The sequence below is a fragment of the Maribacter forsetii DSM 18668 genome (assembly GCF_000744105.1).
Lineage (GTDB): Bacteria > Bacteroidota > Bacteroidia > Flavobacteriales > Flavobacteriaceae > Maribacter > Maribacter forsetii.
In genome coordinates this window covers 2,435,068-2,451,155 of record NZ_JQLH01000001.1, presented here as the reverse complement: position 1 = coordinate 2,451,155, position 16,088 = coordinate 2,435,068, and the positions used below count along the sequence as shown (strand labels likewise).

Annotated in this window: 18 protein-coding genes and 1 pseudogene; 7 read left to right on the top strand and 12 right to left on the bottom strand. The window is 35.5% G+C overall.

The window, feature by feature from the left end; genetic code table 11:
• Positions 1 to 173 precede the first annotated feature (173 nt).
• Together P177_RS10345 and P177_RS10340 are read right to left on the bottom strand one after the other, a co-directional pair.
• Positions 174 to 1,157, bottom strand: a complete 984-nt coding sequence (locus P177_RS10345; RefSeq protein ID WP_036154503.1) for a zinc-dependent alcohol dehydrogenase family protein — start codon at positions 1,155 to 1,157, stop codon at positions 174 to 176.
• Between the two features lie 147 nt (positions 1,158 to 1,304).
• Positions 1,305 to 2,150 carry an enoyl-CoA hydratase/isomerase family protein gene (locus P177_RS10340; protein WP_036154501.1) on the bottom strand — a complete coding sequence of 282 codons (846 nt, stop codon included), beginning with the start codon at positions 2,148 to 2,150 and terminating at the stop codon, positions 1,305 to 1,307.
• Between the two features lie 168 nt (positions 2,151 to 2,318).
• Here P177_RS10340 and P177_RS20365 point away from each other — a divergent pair, with 168 nt between their 5' ends.
• Entirely contained in the window at positions 2,319 to 2,486 is a 168-nt protein-coding gene (locus tag P177_RS20365) for a hypothetical protein (protein ID WP_245233024.1), read from the top strand.
• Between the two features lie 3 nt (positions 2,487 to 2,489).
• Positions 2,490 to 2,729 carry a hypothetical protein gene (locus P177_RS20360; protein WP_051941800.1) on the top strand — a complete coding sequence of 80 codons (240 nt, stop codon included), beginning with the start codon at positions 2,490 to 2,492 and terminating at the stop codon, positions 2,727 to 2,729.
• Here the strand turns inward: P177_RS20360 and P177_RS10330 are convergent, their stop codons facing one another.
• The 7 genes and pseudogenes from P177_RS10330 to P177_RS10300 form a co-directional block, all read right to left on the bottom strand.
• Entirely contained in the window at positions 2,730 to 3,596 is an 867-nt protein-coding gene (locus P177_RS10330; protein WP_036154499.1) for an AraC family transcriptional regulator, read from the bottom strand. It lies immediately after the preceding gene.
• Positions 3,597 to 3,608: 12 nt separating this feature from the next.
• Complete coding sequence (locus tag P177_RS10325; RefSeq protein WP_036154497.1) at positions 3,609 to 5,255, bottom strand: FAD-dependent oxidoreductase; 1,647 nt, start codon at positions 5,253 to 5,255, stop codon at positions 3,609 to 3,611.
• 141 nt (positions 5,256 to 5,396) lie between these two features.
• Positions 5,397 to 6,229, bottom strand: a pseudogene (locus tag P177_RS10320) (DUF4437 domain-containing protein).
• A 143-nt stretch (positions 6,230 to 6,372) separates the two neighbouring features.
• Complete coding sequence (locus P177_RS10315; RefSeq protein ID WP_036154496.1) at positions 6,373 to 7,380, bottom strand: zinc-binding alcohol dehydrogenase family protein; 1,008 nt, start codon at positions 7,378 to 7,380, stop codon at positions 6,373 to 6,375.
• Between the two features lie 8 nt (positions 7,381 to 7,388).
• Positions 7,389 to 8,063, bottom strand: coding sequence for an NAD(P)H-dependent oxidoreductase (locus P177_RS10310; protein ID WP_036154494.1), 675 nt, complete (start codon positions 8,061 to 8,063; stop codon positions 7,389 to 7,391).
• A gap of 209 nt (positions 8,064 to 8,272) precedes the next feature.
• Positions 8,273 to 8,572, bottom strand: a complete 300-nt coding sequence (locus tag P177_RS10305) for a putative quinol monooxygenase (protein WP_036154492.1) — start codon at positions 8,570 to 8,572, stop codon at positions 8,273 to 8,275.
• Positions 8,573 to 8,633: 61 nt separating this feature from the next.
• A complete protein-coding gene (locus P177_RS10300; protein ID WP_036154490.1) occupies positions 8,634 to 9,263 on the bottom strand; it encodes an alpha-ketoglutarate-dependent dioxygenase AlkB family protein in 630 nt (209 codons plus the stop codon).
• A 164-nt stretch (positions 9,264 to 9,427) separates the two neighbouring features.
• Between P177_RS10300 and P177_RS10295 the strand changes: the two genes are divergently transcribed.
• Positions 9,428 to 10,324, top strand: a complete 897-nt coding sequence (locus tag P177_RS10295) for an AraC family transcriptional regulator (protein ID WP_036154487.1) — start codon at positions 9,428 to 9,430, stop codon at positions 10,322 to 10,324.
• Here P177_RS10295 and P177_RS20555 read toward each other — a convergent pair.
• Together P177_RS20555 and P177_RS20550 are read right to left on the bottom strand one after the other, a co-directional pair.
• The gene (locus P177_RS20555) at positions 10,321 to 10,635 is read right to left on the bottom strand and encodes a hypothetical protein (protein WP_394330705.1); all 315 of its coding nucleotides are present in this window, start codon (positions 10,633 to 10,635) and stop codon (positions 10,321 to 10,323) included. The genes P177_RS10295 and P177_RS20555 overlap by 4 nt on opposite strands.
• A gap of 9 nt (positions 10,636 to 10,644) precedes the next feature.
• A complete protein-coding gene (locus P177_RS20550) occupies positions 10,645 to 11,076 on the bottom strand; it encodes an aspartate/glutamate racemase family protein (RefSeq protein ID WP_394330704.1) in 432 nt (143 codons plus the stop codon).
• A 228-nt stretch (positions 11,077 to 11,304) separates the two neighbouring features.
• Between P177_RS20550 and P177_RS10285 the strand changes: the two genes are divergently transcribed.
• The 4 genes from P177_RS10285 to P177_RS10270 all read left to right on the top strand — a co-directional run bounded on the left by P177_RS10285 (position 11,305) and on the right by P177_RS10270 (position 15,411).
• A complete protein-coding gene (locus P177_RS10285) occupies positions 11,305 to 12,045 on the top strand; it encodes an SDR family oxidoreductase (protein WP_036154486.1) in 741 nt (246 codons plus the stop codon).
• 23 nt (positions 12,046 to 12,068) lie between these two features.
• A complete protein-coding gene (locus P177_RS10280) occupies positions 12,069 to 13,463 on the top strand; it encodes an NAD-dependent succinate-semialdehyde dehydrogenase (protein ID WP_036154484.1) in 1,395 nt (464 codons plus the stop codon).
• Between the two features lie 231 nt (positions 13,464 to 13,694).
• Positions 13,695 to 14,693 (top strand): NADP-dependent oxidoreductase, encoded by a 999-nt coding sequence (locus P177_RS10275; RefSeq protein ID WP_036154482.1) that lies wholly within the window; start codon positions 13,695 to 13,697, stop codon positions 14,691 to 14,693.
• 40 nt (positions 14,694 to 14,733) lie between these two features.
• Entirely contained in the window at positions 14,734 to 15,411 is a 678-nt protein-coding gene (locus P177_RS10270) for a type 1 glutamine amidotransferase domain-containing protein (protein WP_036154480.1), read from the top strand.
• Between the two features lie 72 nt (positions 15,412 to 15,483).
• Here P177_RS10270 and P177_RS10265 read toward each other — a convergent pair whose 3' ends face one another.
• Positions 15,484 to 16,026, bottom strand: coding sequence for a dihydrofolate reductase family protein (locus P177_RS10265; RefSeq protein ID WP_036154478.1), 543 nt, complete (start codon positions 16,024 to 16,026; stop codon positions 15,484 to 15,486).
• Between the last annotated feature and the right edge of the window lie 62 nt (positions 16,027 to 16,088).

Here is a 16,088-nt window from a genome sequence, read left to right as displayed (position 1 = left end):
TAGTATGAGACAGCAGTAATTTTTTGGTAGTAAAAACGGTTGTTTAGGTAAATTTCAAGGTTTTGTTTTAAAGCAAAAAAATGCCCCATTTCTGGGGCATTCAAAAGAACATATTCATCGACATGATTAGAGCGTGCAACTCTAATCCTACTACATATTTTATTTACTATTATTTAGTTTTCAACCACAACTTTACCAATAGCTGTACCACTAGCTAAGTGTGCATAAGCATCAACAACTTGCTCCAATGAAAATTGATTTTCATCAACAATCGGAGTTAAATGACCTTCGTTAGAAATTTCAGCTAATTTTTTTAAAATACTACCGTGATTTTCTCTTTTGAAGTTATGTAACATCGGAATCAACATAAAGACCACGTGTAATGATGCTCCTTTAAAGTGCAACGGAGTTAAATCGATTTCCAACAAGGAAACCGTTGTAGAAATGTGTCCGTTTAAGGCAACCGCTTCCATAGAATTGGTTAGGTTTGAACCACCAACGGTATCAAAAACAACGTCAAAACCTCCATCGGTATATTTTGCTGTATAATCTGCTACCTTTTCAGTTTTAAAATCGATAAACGTTGCCCCAAATTTTTCAACAATTGCTTTCTGCTTGTCACCAGTACCAGTAGCAAAAACCTCTGCACCAAAATATTTTGCCAATTGAACCGCTAAATGACCAACACCACCAGAACCACCATGTACCAATACTTTCTGACCTGCTTTTACGCCTGCTCTTGTCAAACCTTCATAAGCTGTAATTGCAACTAAAGGTAAAGCTGCAGTTTCGCGCATAGTCAATTCTTTTGGTTTGTGACCAATTAAACTACTATCGGCTACAATGTATTCTGTCAATGTTCCAGGTAAATCTGCTAATCCACCAGCACAACCGTATACTTCATCGCCTACAGCATAACCCTCTACACCTTCTCCAACAGCTTCAATTACTCCGGAAAAATCCATACCTAATAAAGCTGGAGTAGCAGGAGACAATGGTAAATCTGTCCCCATATTTTTAATCATCATATCAATAGTATTGACACTAGATGCCGCTATTTTCACTAAAACGTGATTTGCTTTTACTGCTGGTTTTGCTATTTCTGAAACTTCAAAATTTGCGTTTTCTCCGTAACTGTTTAATAACATTGCTTTCATAATCTTTCTTCTTTATTTATTTAGTTAATTTTTAATTGTTGTTCGTTGTTCGTTGTTCGTTGTTCGCTGTGCGCTATGCGCTCTACATAAAAATTGAAAAGCGATATGCGAAATGCGCTTGGCGCAAGGCGTATGGCGCTCAGCGCCTTAATTCACTTCTTGAATATCCATAACCATTTGTTCCCAGTTCTTCTGGTTTTCGTGGTCAAATTGTGCTCCGTTATCATCTGCATAGGCAAATCTTTTTATTGCAGGAGTTTTACTCGTAGCTTGAAATAATTGGTATGCTTCTTCTTTTAAAGCTTCTTTTATTGGTAAATCTATAGATGCATATACTGCACGTTTACTAGCGGCAATAGAATCTGCTGGAAATTGAGATATACGTTCTGCCAAAGCATCAACATAAGCACCAATTTTATCGGCATCTAAAGCTTTATTGATGGTTCCGAATTTTTCGGCTTCATCGGCATCCCAATCTCTTGCTCCTAGAATAATTTCTAGTGCTTTTCCTAATCCTGTTTGTCTAGCCATACGAGACGCTCCACCTCCACATGGTAAAATTCCCATGCCAACTTCCATCTGCATGAACTTAGCCTTTCCTCTAGCTGCAAAACGCATATCTAACGCCAACGCCATTTCATGTCCGCCTCCTCTTGCAAAACCTTCAATTTTTGCTATAGTTGCTTGTGGTACGTTGCTTAAGCGTTCTAATACAGCTTGTAAGTCCAATAACTGTACTTCGTTTCTTGGAACAGCTTCTGTAGACATATCTTTTAATAAGTTCGTATCATAATGACATACCCAATATCCTGGATTTGAAGATTCAAAAACCACAACTTTTACGCTTCTATCTCTTTCTAATCGTAAGCATAAGCTGCTTAAATCTGCTAGCATTTCTTGTCCCTGTACGTTTACTGGTCCGAAGTTGATGTCTACGGTTAAAATTCCGCCTTTTTGTTCTGCTTTAAATGTTTGAAAGTTCTTGTAGTCCATAATATTTGTTTTTGGTTGATATTCGTTCTGTATTAATTACAGTACAAAGGTATTTGGGGACACCAGCTTAAAATGGGTAAAAAACAAAGTGCTTTAGGTAAAAAAAGAGGTAATTGATGATTTTTTAAGTTTATGTAAGTAAATTACTCCAATATAATTGAGACTAACATGAGTACATCTTGCGAACCAGCACCTCAGAATAAAAAAGAATTCATTTCTGATATTGGAGAAATACTAGTCAAGGATAATGGCAAGAAAAAATTTTACACACCTGATGAAGTGAAAAAAGCCCATAGAAAGAGTAAGTGGTATGATTATGTGGATTTATCATGTTAGGCAATGTCCGTTTTTACATCTCATGAAGCCTTTGATTTGTATCATGAATTAGCGGGTGAAGCTTGTGATTATGTTGCGATGAAAACTGAAATGCTAAGCGGAATTTCTGCCTCTACCGTCACAGATTGGACCGATATTCCAGCTATTGACTTAGATGCTTCTTGGTTAGATTTTGGAGATGTGTTTGATGGTTTGCTAGAGGGTGTTGGAGAATTTGTTTCAGGAATTTTTGATGGTATTTAATTATGCAGAAATACTAGCCTTATAAGCACCTATAGTCATCCCTTTATAGCTTTGGAAAGTCTTGTTCAAATGACTAGAATCTGTAAAGCCCAATTCCATTGCTATTTCTGAAAACTGCATATCGGTATACTTTAATCGGGTTTCTACAAGTTTTAACTTGTAGTTGATGATGTACTTCTTTAATGAAACATCGGTATGCTTTTTAAAATATTCACTCATATAATTATCTGACATATGAAATTCCTCTGCCAGACTTTTGGTGGTAAGCAATTCGGAATTGTAAATATTGGCGTGAATGTAGTTGATGATTTGTTGAATTTTAGATGACTTCACATTCTTTACAGTATCTGCCGTATTAATGAATTGAATATTTCTGGCAATAAGATGTAGAATAACCGATACGGAATTTTGAATAATGAAAATATCAAAAGTTTGCTCGCTCATATATTCAGTGGCAACCATGTTAATAAGAGATACTAAGTGTGACCGGTCAGATTCGGTTGCAAATTGCATTTCACGAAGCTGGTGACTTTCGCTATTTAGTATTTCTTCGATTTTTCGAAACCAATCATTAACCGGTAAGGTTTCGTTTAGCGCAGATGTTTTTCTAAAAAAGCTCTTTAAAAATTTTATAGCCACTGTAGTGGTCGCAGAATCAGGGTTTACGATATAAATATCGTCAGGAATAAAAACAAAAACACTGTTAGAAGTATAGGGTACCGTATTACCGTTTATTTTAATAGTTCCTGTTCCTTTTTCAAAATATACAATTTCAAAAAAACGAATGGTAGTATACTTACAGAACTCAAAAAATGTTTGGTTCTTGTATTTCGCAATAACGATATTCTCTATAATAGTTCTAGCCATGAGTATAAAAGGTTACTTTACAGTTTTTACTTCGTTTTCCAGGGCTAAAAACTTATGGATATCACTCACCACAATAGACCCCTCGCCTACTGCCGATGCCACACGTTTTACCGAACCTGAACGCACATCGCCCACAGCAAAAAGTCCGGGTAAACTGGTCTCGAAAGTATAAGGTTTTCTATTGTTGAATACAGATTCGCTTTTAAGGGCATTATCGCAAATGGTGAGACCCGTGTGCACAAAGCCTTTTTCATCGGTATCGATAATATTGTCTAGCCATTCGGTACAGGGTTTGGCGCCAACAAAAGTGAACAGGTAATTGATGTTATTCTCAATTAATGTATCATTCTTTTTGATTTCAACCTTTTCTAAATACGTATCCCCGTCAACTTTAACCACGTTACTACTGGTCAATACTTCAATATTTTCGCAAGCGATGATGCGTTGCACCAAGTAATCGCTCATTTTGGCACCAATATCCTCATTTCTGATGATTACATAAACCTTGTGCGCATAATTGGCTAAAAATAATGCTGCTTGTCCCGCAGAATTACCACCACCGACAATTCCAATTTCGCTGTTTTTACACATATTGGCATGCATAGATGTGGCGCTATAGTATATACCAGAGCCTTCAAATTTTTCAATTCCCTCTAAAGGCAGTCTTCTATATGCAGCGCCGGTTGCAGCAATTACCGTTTTGGCTTTTAAGGTTGAAGTGTTGTTAGAGTTGATTTCATAGTAACCTTTTTTACGTTCAATGCCTTCCACTCTATGCGGTACCGAAATAGTACAGCCAAACTTTTGAGCTTGAATGTAGCCGTTGTTCGCTAAATCCCGACCGGAAATACCTGTAGGAAATCCCAGGTAATTTTCAATCTTAGAGCTCTTGCCAGCTTGTCCGCCAGGAGAATTACTGTCAATGGTCAATACACTCAGTCCTTCTGAAGACGCGTATACGCTAGCAGCCAAACCTGCAGGTCCAGCGCCTACGACCAAAACATCATAGATTTCATCATCTAGTTCTAACCGAACTCCCGTACACATACCAATTTCATCAATTGATGGGCGAATAGAAATTTTATTCTGACTATTGATCAATACGGGTAAATCTGATTCCTTTAAGTTGAAAGTATCTAACATTTGTACCAATCCATCCTCCTTGTCAGAATCTATAAAATTGTACCAGATATCATTCTTATCCATAAAATCTCGGATAGCATACGTTTCATTAGAATGTTCAGAACCTATTAATTTTATACCCTGAACGTTGTTTTTTAATGCATCTTCCCGCAATAAAAAGGCATTTAAGAGTACATCGCTAATATCGCTGAATTTAGCAATGGCACTTTTTAGCTTTTCGGGACTAATTCGTATAAGTTGTGTATTTTCTAAAGTTTCACCACATACACCAACCGTTCTATGAGATAAAATACTACTTGAACCGGAAAATTGATGCCTTCTATGTATGGTAAGGCTATCATCTTTTTTATCAGGATCAATAATTCTAATTCCGCCAGTAAGCACTACGAAAAAATCGTAATGTTGATCACCAAAGTCCAACACTACGGTGGGCTCTTTATAAAATTCGATTTCACCGTAAGATTTAAGTTTCTCTACTTGCAGATCGGTAAGTTCTGGATATTTAGGATCTATCATAATTGGTTGGTTTAATACGATACAAAAGCTTCATCGGCATAGTTTTCAAACATTACATGCACGTTTTTGAAATGGTCACCAAAAAAGCCTTATTCTTTACAATTTCGTAAATGTTTGCTTAATTCATGGTGTTTATCAAAGTTATTTTATCTCAAAACTACCGTTACTTCTTATGTATAGTACCGTTTCTTTTTCTGCTGAAATGATTGAAGTTGCATTTTCTTCTGCTCCAAAATAAGATGGTGCGTTTAATTCCTTTTTATCTTCTTTTTTAGAAAACTGGTGTGAAATTCCACCAGAAATAACTACTGCTCTAAAATTTGAACTTAAATTTTTAATTTTACCTTTAAAACCAGCTGGTAATTTTATTAAAGAAGCTCGTAATTGATTTTTTTCGTGGCTTCCCATAAAAAAGTAGTTTCTACATTACTTTTTTCTGAAACCCATTCTATATCATTAGCGTTTAGCCATACTAAATATGTTTTATCTACATTAATTGGTCGTTCACCATTATCAAAAGCTTCGTCTGTTGGTTGTACTAAATACGGTCCTTCTTGAATATCTAAAAAAGCCATATTTTCTTCACCATCTGCTGCAGTAATATGCGCTTCTCCTGCTGGTTGCTGCCAATAGGATCCTGCTGGCAACCACTGTTTTTCTGCTTTTTCATCGTCATTGTGTAATAATCCTTGAATCACCACTCCACGATATGTAATGTTATGAATATGTGGAGGCGAAGAAAACCCTTTATTGAATTTCACTAAAAATCCTGCAGGTTCATTTTTTGTACGATCTCCCCAAAGTTTTCCTGCTGCTGGACTTTTATCGCCTCGTAACGGATTTAACCATCCCCATTCTACATTGTCCGCCGTTACCACCTCATTTACAGATTTGGCAAGATCTGTTGTTGGTGTTTGAGCACTTGCATATGCCGTTGTTGCTATCGCTAATGCAAGTAGTATTGTTTTTTTCATTTTGATACTTTTTATTTTTTTTATTAATAATATTTTTAAAGTGCTTAGTATCGAAAAGCAAGCGTGTTCCCAAATTCTCGATACATTTTTATTTCCATGCTATTTCAATAAAAATACTCGAAGTGACATTTATGATAATGGGTTTAAAATCCTTCTAAAACAATTTTACCTTTTGCTTTACCTGTTTCTAAAAAAGCGTGAGCTTTTCTAAGGTTTTCAGCGTTTATAGTTCCAAAATTTTCTCCTAACGTAGTTCTAATAGTTCCGTTGTCGATTAATTCAGAAGCTTTATTTAAAATGTTATGCTGCTCAATCATATCTTCGGTCTGAAACATAGAGCGTGTAAACATTAACTCTATGTGCGTAGAAACCGCTTTACCTTTAAAAGGCATTACATTTAGCGATTTTGGGTCGTCTATAAATCCGAATTTCCCTTGAGGTTTTATCAGTTTAGCAATTTCATCTACGTGGTGTTCCGTAGCATTTAAGCTTACTACATACTCCGGAGCCGGTAAATTGTATTTCTCGAACTCTTCGCTCAATTTATTTCTGTGGTTAATAACCGTGTCTGCACCTAATTCTTTTAACCAAGACGTAGTTTCTTCACGAGAAGCCGTACCTATAATGTTCAACTTGGTCAGTTTTTTAGCCAATTGCACCAAAATAGAACCTACACCACCAGCGGCACCAATTACCAAAATAGATTTGCTGGCATCGTCTTTAGATACCTCTAACCTATCAAACAACATTTCGTAGGCTGTAAGTGTGGTTAATGGTAATGCAGCAGCTTCAGCATAAGATAAGCTTTGAGGTTTTTTACCAACAATACGCTCATCTACAATTTGGTATTCTGCATAACTACCTTGACGAGTAAAATCGCCTGCATACCACACTTCATCTCCTACATTAAACAAGGTTACATCTTCTCCAACAGCAGTTACAATTCCCGTTGCATCCCAGCCAATAACTTTCCAGTTGTCACCTTCTGCGGGTATTCCTGCACGTACCTTATAATCTGCCGGATTTACAGAAATAGCTTTTATTTCAACTAAAATATCTCTTCCCGTAGCTTTTGGAGTTTCCAATTCTACATCCTGTAAAGACTTTATATTGTCAATTGGAAGATTCTCTTTGTATCCTATTGCTTTCATACTATTTCTTATTTCCAAGTTACTATGTCCTCCAATGGTCTTCTAGATTTTGGAAATTCTGGGTCTGCCTTTCTGTATCCGAATGCAGCCATAAAAGCTAAACCGTATTTATCCGTATCTACATCAAATTTCTCTTTAAGCAATGCTTCTGCTTTCTCTTGGTGAAAACCTTCAATAGGACAAGAATCGATTCCTGTAAGTGCAGCAGCAGTCATCATATTACCTAAAGCAATATAAGTCTGCTTTGAAGACCAATCAAATAATTTTTTATCTGAATCTAAGTTAAAATCACGCTCTTGAAACTCTCGGTAAAACTTAGAGTATACTTCTACAACATCTTCGGGCATTTGTTTAACCTCTTTCATCATGTGTTCAATATATGGAGCATCATGCTTTACCATAGGGGCTTTCATTGCCAGACCTAAAATAAAGTGACTTGCAGTATCTAATTTTACGGGAGCGCCCCAAGCTACTGGCTTTAAAAGTTCACGTAATTCTTTATCCTGTACAACAATAAAATGCCAAGGTTCAAAACCAAATGAACTTGGAGATAAATTTGCTGTTTTTAAGATGAAGTTGATTTGCTCATCGGTTAATGTTTTTGACGCATCAAATTCTTTGGTAGCGTGTCTGTAGTTAAACGCGTTTAAAATATCTTCCTTTGCAATGTTTGGTGTATTCATTATTATGTCTTTTTATAATTGATAGATTTATTGACGACAAAGATAATTGGAGAACACACCCTAAATAGTGTACAAAAAAAGGAGAATAAGGTATAAATGGAGGTTTTTAAGTGGCGAAATCTTAAAATATTGCCAAAACGAGCTTATTACAGGTAAAATTACCGGTTTTTAATACATTAATTTAATGTTAAGCCTTGATAATTACAATGCTAATTGGTAAGCTCTGTCATTTTATAAGCAGAAACATTCTCAAGCTTATCTTTAGAGGCAAGTCTATAGGCAGCAATGTGATCACTTTGTGAATGTTTGGTCAAATAATCTTGATTCACCCATTTCTCGTGGAATAAAAATAGATTCGGGTTATCGTTATCTTGATGTAAGTCGTAAGCAATACAACCTTCTTCTCCTCTAGTGGGACTAATAAGTTTTAGCAATTCGGCTTTTATTTCTTCTCTAAATTCTTCTTTTACTAAAATGTGTACCACTAAGGTTAAATACGATTTTTTCATAAGATGCTGTAAATTGGTTCTAAAGTTAGAACTATAAAAGTAAAGATTGATGCCGAATAAATTAACCGACCCACCTAAAGGTTAGGTTAATTCTTGGGGAAATCTGTTTTGCGGTCTTCGGTATTTTATGTTTCCAGTTTTCTTGGGTGGCGCCTTGCATCAATAAAAGACTGCCATTTGCTAATGGAATATCTATACGTTTTAAATCTGTTCTTGATACGTGTTTTAATTGAAAAGGTCTGGTTGCACCAAAGGTAACAGAAGCAATGACCGCATTTTTTCGTTGTTCTCCTTTATAATCTTGATGCCAGTCTACGCTATCTTTTCCATCGCGATAATAATTGAGCAAACAGCGTGTAAATTTAATAGGTACTTCCTTTTCTATACGTTCTTTAATGAAAAGTAAATCATCATTCCATAAATGCATTTTACTTTTTATATTCGTGTGTTTAATGTCTTTGTCAGCATCTCCGTACCAAGCTGTCAATCTAGGATAATCTACCAATTTACCGTGAATGGTAATTTGTTCTTGCTGCCAAGGCGTATTTGCTAGTAAACTTTTATATAGCTTGTTACTCTCTTCAATGCTGAAGAAATTTTCGAACAACGTAATGTCCGCTCCTGGTAAATCAAAAGAAGTTTTACGAACTTCTCCTTTTGAAAATAAATTGGTTTGATTAAATAAATCCATTTGAAAATAACACCTAGTAATTATCTATTCTTGCAAAGATACTGGCTTTGATAGTACTATGTAAGTAGTTGCAGTGGTTTAAATTGTATAAATAAAGGTTAATATTTGTAACGAGTATTTGTTTTACACTATTTTCGTTCATATATCACTTAATTATCCTAAAAATGCAAGTAATAGAAGCATATAAACCTTTTGAAATACAAGAAATTGAGTTGACGGATTGGAAACAACGACCTGTTAAAAATAATTTTTTTGAGCTGGTATTAATAAAGGAAGGAGAAGGTACCCAGTGCATCAACTACAATGATTATGCCTATGGCAAGAATAGTGTGTTTTTGTTACCTCCGTTAAAATGCCATTCTTTTACCATTGAAAAACCGACACGTTTTGTCTTTTTAAAGTTTACCGATTCTTTCTTTAAAAATGCGAACAGAATCACTATTGATAGAAATGAGTGGTTTAAAGAGGCATCGTACATCTTATCCAATTACAATCAGTTGCCGGGTGATATCATTAAGAACGAATTAGACCGTAATTATCTTGAAAACCTTATTGAGATGATACTTCAAGAGTCCAGAAATTATGGGGAAGAGTCTATAAATTTAGTGACTAGTTTAATGACTAGCATATTGGAAATTTTAATCCGTAATATTAAAAAGAGCAGTTATTTTGAATTGGCAAAAAGTAATTCAGATGATAGAATTACTAAAATGCTTACCTATATCAATACCAATATTGACAAGACGGAATTGCTAAAAGTTGAAAATTTAGCCGGTGTTTTTCAAATGTCGCCAACCTATGTAAGCGAGTATTTTAAAAAGCAGGTGAATATGTCTTTACGCGAATACATTATAAAGGGAAAGCTTAAATTGGTAGAAATTCGTTTATTGAATTCCGACTTCCGTTTAAATGAAATAGCCGACGAATTGGGCTTTACAGATGTAAGTCACTTATCCAAAACCTTTAAACGCTATACCGGTACATCAATACGGGAATTTAAGAATAACGGTGAGTATATGTTATTGAAAAGAGCATCGTGTACACCAACGCCAAGTGCTTAGGCGATCATTTCCATTTTTTTGGATTCTTTTATTAACGCGCTAGCTAAAACGGTAGTGGCATCAATAATTAAGCTATCCTCTATTTTTTCGTATTGTATAGCAAGCGGAATCTCGGTGCAGCCTAAAATTACGGCTTGTGCACCTTTTCTTGATAAGTACGTTGCCGCCATACCCAAATTTTCTTTTGCTTTTTGATTTACAGGATTTGAAAATGCCTTTATACCATATGATGTATCGTAAATGGATGGATGCACAAACAAATCTTGTATATCTTCTGATGGTTGTATTACTTCAATATTGTACCTGGACAATACTTCTGGTTATACTTTGACAAGAATAGTACCTGTAGTACCTAAAACCCCTACCCTAGTAATTTCCGGATGCTTTTCAGCAATATATTTGCCCACTTCTTCAATAAGGTTGACCAAAACACACGATTCTGGTATGCTTTTCTCAATTAAACTTAATATTGGTTTAGCATGTGCCGTGTTACATGGAATACCAATAATACTTGCTCCGCTAGCGATTAAAGAAGCAATTATTTCAGATATGGCTATACCAGGGTTAATTTCTGTTTCACCCAAAAGGTATTTGGTTCGGTCAATGATCTTATGAGGAACAGAGAGCATAGATACCGGTAAATGATCTTGATCAGAACTCGCTTCGGTAAGGTCGTAGACTTTTTTAATTAAATCGATACCTGCGTAACTACCCACACCACCAACAATGCCTATCATTTTATTTGTCATCATACCTTCTTTAATAAAATCAAGCAGACAAAATAAGAGCATTCGACCGAGTAACGGTCTTAATAAAACTATAATTTATAAATGATCAATACCACATTGGTTATTCATTGCATTTTTGACTCACAACCTAATTGTTCTTGCTTAAATGCATATCGGTCAATTCTTGAATTCATTTAGTCAAAACAAATAGTTCTTGACTTGTAATTTTATGGTGAATCAAAAAAAATAACAATGAACATAGAAGATAAAGTAATTATAATAACAGGAGCATCTAGTGGAATTGGTAAAACAACAGCACTAAAATTAGCAGATAATGGCGCTAAGGTTGTATTAATGGCAAGAAGCGAAGATGAACTTAATGATTTGAAAACTGATATTACCAAAAAAGGTGGTGAGGCTTTAGTTGTTACAGGTGATGTGACAAAAAAAGAGGATTTCGAAAATGTAGTTTCTAAAACCAAAAGAGAGTACGGTAAAATCTCCGGATTGATAAATAATGCAGGATTAATGCCACTTTCATTCGTTGAAAAATTAAAAACAGATGAATGGGAAAAAATGGTAGATGTTAATATTAAAGGTGTACTTAATGGTGTTGCCGCTGTTTTACCAGAATTAAAGGAGAATAAGGGTGGTAATATCATCAATATTTCTTCTATGGCTGCCAATAGATATTTTCCTGGTGGAGCGGTGTACTGCGCTACAAAATCTGCCGTAAAAATGTTTTCGGAAGGATTACGTCAAGAATTGGCACCTAAATACGGAATCAACATTACCTCTATTGAACCAGGTGCAGTTGCTACAAATTTAACCAGCACAATTACCGATGAGGATATCAAAGAAAAAATGGAAGAAATGCAAAAAATGGAAACGTTAGAGGCGGAAGATATTGCAAACTCCATCTATTACGTGCTAACACAGCCAGAAAGGGTAAACATCAACGATGTTTATTTGGTGCCAAGTGAACAACAATAATAGTAATTTAAAAAAGATAACATATGTCTACGACAACAAAACAAGATACATTTAAAACAATTAACCCTACTACAGGTAAAGAAATTGCGTCACACACTTATATGACAGATGCCCAAGTGGAAGAAAGTATACAACAATCTCACAAAGCGTTTCTTAAATGGAAGATGAAGAGCGTTGAGGAACGTGGCGAAATTATTAAATCTATTGGTAAAGAACTTCAGAATTACAAGAAAGAACTTGCTGAGTTAATGACCGATGAAATGGGAAAATTGCTAAAACAAAGTAATCAAGAAGTTGATTTATGTACGGCAATTTGTAATTATTCGGCAGAAAATGCGCCAGAGTTTTTAAAGAGCGAAAAGCGTGAACTTTCCAATGGAGGAAAAGGTATTGTAGCCTATTCACCAATGGGAATTATCTATGGTATACAACCATGGAACTACCCTAGTTACCAAGTATTACGCTATACGATAGTGAACTTGATGGCTGGTAATAGTATTTTGCTAAAACATGCATCGAACGTAACAGGAACAGCCAAGTTGCTGAAGAACATTTTTGAGACAGCAGGTTTACCCGCAAATCTTTTTAATGTAATGGTGATAGAACATGAACAATCTAATGCCATTATAGAGCATAAACTTGTACGTGGTGTTACCTTAACAGGTAGCCCGGTGGCTGGAGAAAAAATTGGAGAGAAAGCAGGTGCACAATTAAAGAAAACGGTATTGGAATTAGGTAGTAATGATGCTTATTTGGTACTGGATGATGCAGATATAGATTTAGCCGTAGAAAAAAGTGTAATGGGGCGTATCTATAACAACGGAGAAACTTGTATTGCGGCAAAACGATTTATTGCTACGGAAAAAGTTTATGACGAATTCAAAGAGAAATTCGTAAAGGCTATGGATGCCTTAAAAGTAGGAGATCCCAAAAAAGAAGAAACTGAATTGGGACCTATGGCGCGTGAAGATCTTAGGGATAAAATTCACGAGCAAGTACAGGAAAGTGTAGAAAAAGGAGCCGATGTATTGTGTGGAGGAAAAATTTCTGAAGGGGAAGGCTACTTCTACCCTGCTACAGTCTTAGGTAATGTTTCACCAGGTCAGCCAGCGTATGATGATGAATTATTCGGTCCTGTTGCTTCTTTGATAAAAGCGAAAGACAACGAAGATGCTATGCGTATTGCCAATGATAGTAGATTTGGTCTAGGTGGCGGAATATTTTCTAAAGATGTTGAAAAGGCTACAGAACTCGCAGAAAAACATTTTGATACGGGAATGGTATTTATAAACTCCTTCGGATTGGCAGAACCAAGTATGCCTTTTGGCGGAGTAAAGGATTCTGGTTATGGACGCGAACACGGAGGATTCGGTATGAAAGAATTTGTCAATGTGAAGTCCATCATGATTATGGATTAACTATTTTAACATTAAAAAGCACCTGTTTAGGTGCTTTTTTTAGACCGTAATTATGGTCCATTCTATAAACCTTTGTTAAAAATGAATGTTCATTCTTTTTTTTGAATACCTTTGAACTGTAGTTATAGTCAAACATAAATACAACGGAATTTTCAATAGATCAATACCTTATTTAATGAGTGTTGACCAAAATTCCAGCTAGAAATTATTATAAAAATTAAAACATAAATTATGAGTAAGTCAATTAATTTAAAACAACGTCCGGTAGGTACTCCTACCCTGTCCGATTTTGAATTTAAAGAGTTGGACAATGATTTAACCGTCTCTGATGGTAAAGTCTTTTTAGAGGCAAAATATATATCAGTAGACCCATATTTACGTGGTAGAATGAGCGATGCTAAATCTTACGTTCCACCATTTAAAGTAGGCGAACCGATCAGTTCTGGTATTGTGGCCGAGGTATTAGAATCTAAACATGAAGATTATAACAAAGGTGATTTTGTTTCTGGATTATTAGAATGGAAAGAACAACAAGTTTCTAGTGGGGAAGGCTTACAGAAAGTTGATAAAAGTAAAGCTCCTTTAAGTGCTTTTTTAGGCATTGTAGGTATGACCGGCTTAACAGCTTATTTAGGTCTTCATGAAATTGGGAAGCCTAAAAAAGGTGAGACTTTAGTAGTATCTGGTGCTGCAGGTGCCGTGGGTAGTGTTGTAGGCCAGATCGGGAAAATTCTCGGTTTAAATGTTATTGGTATTGCCGGTACAGATGAAAAGATTGACATGTTGAAATCGGAATTCGGTTTTGATCACGGGATCAATTATAAAACTACTGACGATATGAAAGCAGCCATAAAAGAAGTTGCACCTAACGGAGTAGATATTTATTTTGATAATGTAGGCGGATCAATATCCGATGCTGTTCTCTTCAATATCAATCAGTTTGCAAGAATTATTATTTGTGGTGCTATATCAGTTTATAATAAAACAGAAATTCCTATGGCAGTAGCGGTACAACCATTCTTAGTTAAGAATAGTGCATTGATGCAAGGTTTTATAGTTTCTAATTACGCGGACAAATTCCCAGTAGCTATGAAGCAATTATCTACTTGGTTAGGTGAAGGTAAATTAACGTACAAAGAAACTATTGTAGAAGGATTTGAGCATACACCACAAGCATTTTTAGATATGATGGATGGAAAGAATAAAGGCAAAATGATAGTGAAAGTCTAATTTGTAGACTACAAATAAATCTACAGTTAAATAAAATAAGATGAAAATATTATTCGTATTAACCTCTCATGATGAATTGGGAGACACAGGAAAGAAAACCGGATTTTGGGTTGAGGAGTTTGCTGCTCCCTATTATGCCCTGTTAGACAAAGGTGCTGAAATTACGGTTGCTACACCAAAAGGTGGTCAAGCACCAATTGACCCAAGTAGTGATTCTGAAGACGCTCAGACAAAAGATACAAAGCGTTATAAGGATGATAAAGATGCACAAAGCGTTATAAACAATACAAAGAAATTAGCAGACGTAAATGCTTCTGATTTTGATGCGGTATTCTACCCAGGTGGTCATGGACCGTTATGGGATTTAGCGAACGATGTAACATCAATTAAATTGATAGAAACATTTAATTCGCAAGCGAAACCAGTAGCATTTGTATGTCACGCGCCTGCAGCCCTAAAAGGTGTTAAAGGAACTGATGGAAATCCTTTAGTAAAAGGTAAGAAAGTAACTGGATTCACAAATAGTGAAGAAGCAGCTGTACAGTTGACAGAAGTTGTTCCTTTCTTAGTAGAAGACATGTTACAGGAAAATGGAGGAATCTATTCTAAAAAAGAAGATTGGGCAGCGTACGCCATACAAGATGGTAATTTAATTACAGGTCAAAACCCTGCATCATCTGAGTTGGTGGCAGAGAAATTATTGGCAGCACTGAAATAAGAAGTTTAGTTTGGTTGTTAGGTAATAGTCCAGAAAATCACTTGGTTTTCTGGACTATTTTGTTTTAAAATATTACGAATTATAATTTATAGAATACGTATTAAATACCAGTCCACCATCATAAGATTCGGTGTCCGTGAGTACTAATTGATAACCAGATGTAGATTCCCCAAATAATCGTACACCAGCTCCTAAGATCAAGGGGTTGATTTTTACCTTAATGACGTCTATAAGTTGATTATCAAAAAGCCATCCGGCAAAAACGCCACCTCCACATAAGTAAATATCTGTGGTTGAGTTTTGTTTCAGTTCTTTAATTTTATCTAAGTCATATTCAGAAATAATATGTACTTGATCACTTTTATTATCGAACTGTAAAGATTTAGAGAAAATATAATGCTGCATGTGCGCATACGCTGGCTGCCCAGGTTTTAATCCGTAGGCATATCCAAATTCATAAGTGTCTTTACCCATGATCGTAGTTTCAAATTCCTTTAAATCTGACCTATATTTTGTGATCCCACTACCCTCACCTACAAATCCGCTAATATCACCATCAAGTCCACAGATAAATCCGTCAATAGAAATAGCTACGTAATAAACTATCTTGTTCATTATCATTGTTTTGTAGTTGTAAGTTACACTTTTAGAATGATAGCAAGAATATTTTTGTATTT

Excerpts from the sequence above, each read along its gene's own strand:
- P177_RS10340 (WP_036154501.1), bottom strand. The coding sequence starts at position 2,150 with ATGGACTACAAGAACTTTCAAACATTTAAAGCAGAACAAAAAGGCGGA.
- P177_RS20550 (WP_394330704.1), bottom strand. The coding sequence starts at position 11,076 with ATGATGACAAATAAAATGATAGGCATTGTTGGTGGTGTGGGTAGTTAC.
- P177_RS20360 (WP_051941800.1), top strand. The coding sequence starts at position 2,490 with ATGTCCGTTTTTACATCTCATGAAGCCTTTGATTTGTATCATGAATTA.
- P177_RS10330 (WP_036154499.1), bottom strand. The coding sequence starts at position 3,596 with ATGGCTAGAACTATTATAGAGAATATCGTTATTGCGAAATACAAGAAC.
- P177_RS10295 (WP_036154487.1), top strand. The coding sequence starts at position 9,428 with ATGCAAGTAATAGAAGCATATAAACCTTTTGAAATACAAGAAATTGAG.
- P177_RS10265 (WP_036154478.1), bottom strand. The coding sequence starts at position 16,026 with ATGAACAAGATAGTTTATTACGTAGCTATTTCTATTGACGGATTTATC.
- P177_RS10280 (WP_036154484.1), top strand. The coding sequence starts at position 12,069 with ATGTCTACGACAACAAAACAAGATACATTTAAAACAATTAACCCTACT.
- P177_RS10300 (WP_036154490.1), bottom strand. The coding sequence starts at position 9,263 with ATGGATTTATTTAATCAAACCAATTTATTTTCAAAAGGAGAAGTTCGT.
- P177_RS10345 (WP_036154503.1), bottom strand. The coding sequence starts at position 1,157 with ATGAAAGCAATGTTATTAAACAGTTACGGAGAAAACGCAAATTTTGAA.
- P177_RS10270 (WP_036154480.1), top strand. The coding sequence starts at position 14,734 with ATGAAAATATTATTCGTATTAACCTCTCATGATGAATTGGGAGACACA.
- P177_RS10315 (WP_036154496.1), bottom strand. The coding sequence starts at position 7,380 with ATGAAAGCAATAGGATACAAAGAGAATCTTCCAATTGACAATATAAAG.
- P177_RS10285 (WP_036154486.1), top strand. The coding sequence starts at position 11,305 with ATGAACATAGAAGATAAAGTAATTATAATAACAGGAGCATCTAGTGGA.
- P177_RS10305 (WP_036154492.1), bottom strand. The coding sequence starts at position 8,572 with ATGAAAAAATCGTATTTAACCTTAGTGGTACACATTTTAGTAAAAGAA.
- P177_RS10275 (WP_036154482.1), top strand. The coding sequence starts at position 13,695 with ATGAGTAAGTCAATTAATTTAAAACAACGTCCGGTAGGTACTCCTACC.
- P177_RS20365 (WP_245233024.1), top strand. The coding sequence starts at position 2,319 with ATGAGTACATCTTGCGAACCAGCACCTCAGAATAAAAAAGAATTCATT.
- P177_RS10325 (WP_036154497.1), bottom strand. The coding sequence starts at position 5,255 with ATGATAGATCCTAAATATCCAGAACTTACCGATCTGCAAGTAGAGAAA.
- P177_RS10310 (WP_036154494.1), bottom strand. The coding sequence starts at position 8,063 with ATGAATACACCAAACATTGCAAAGGAAGATATTTTAAACGCGTTTAAC.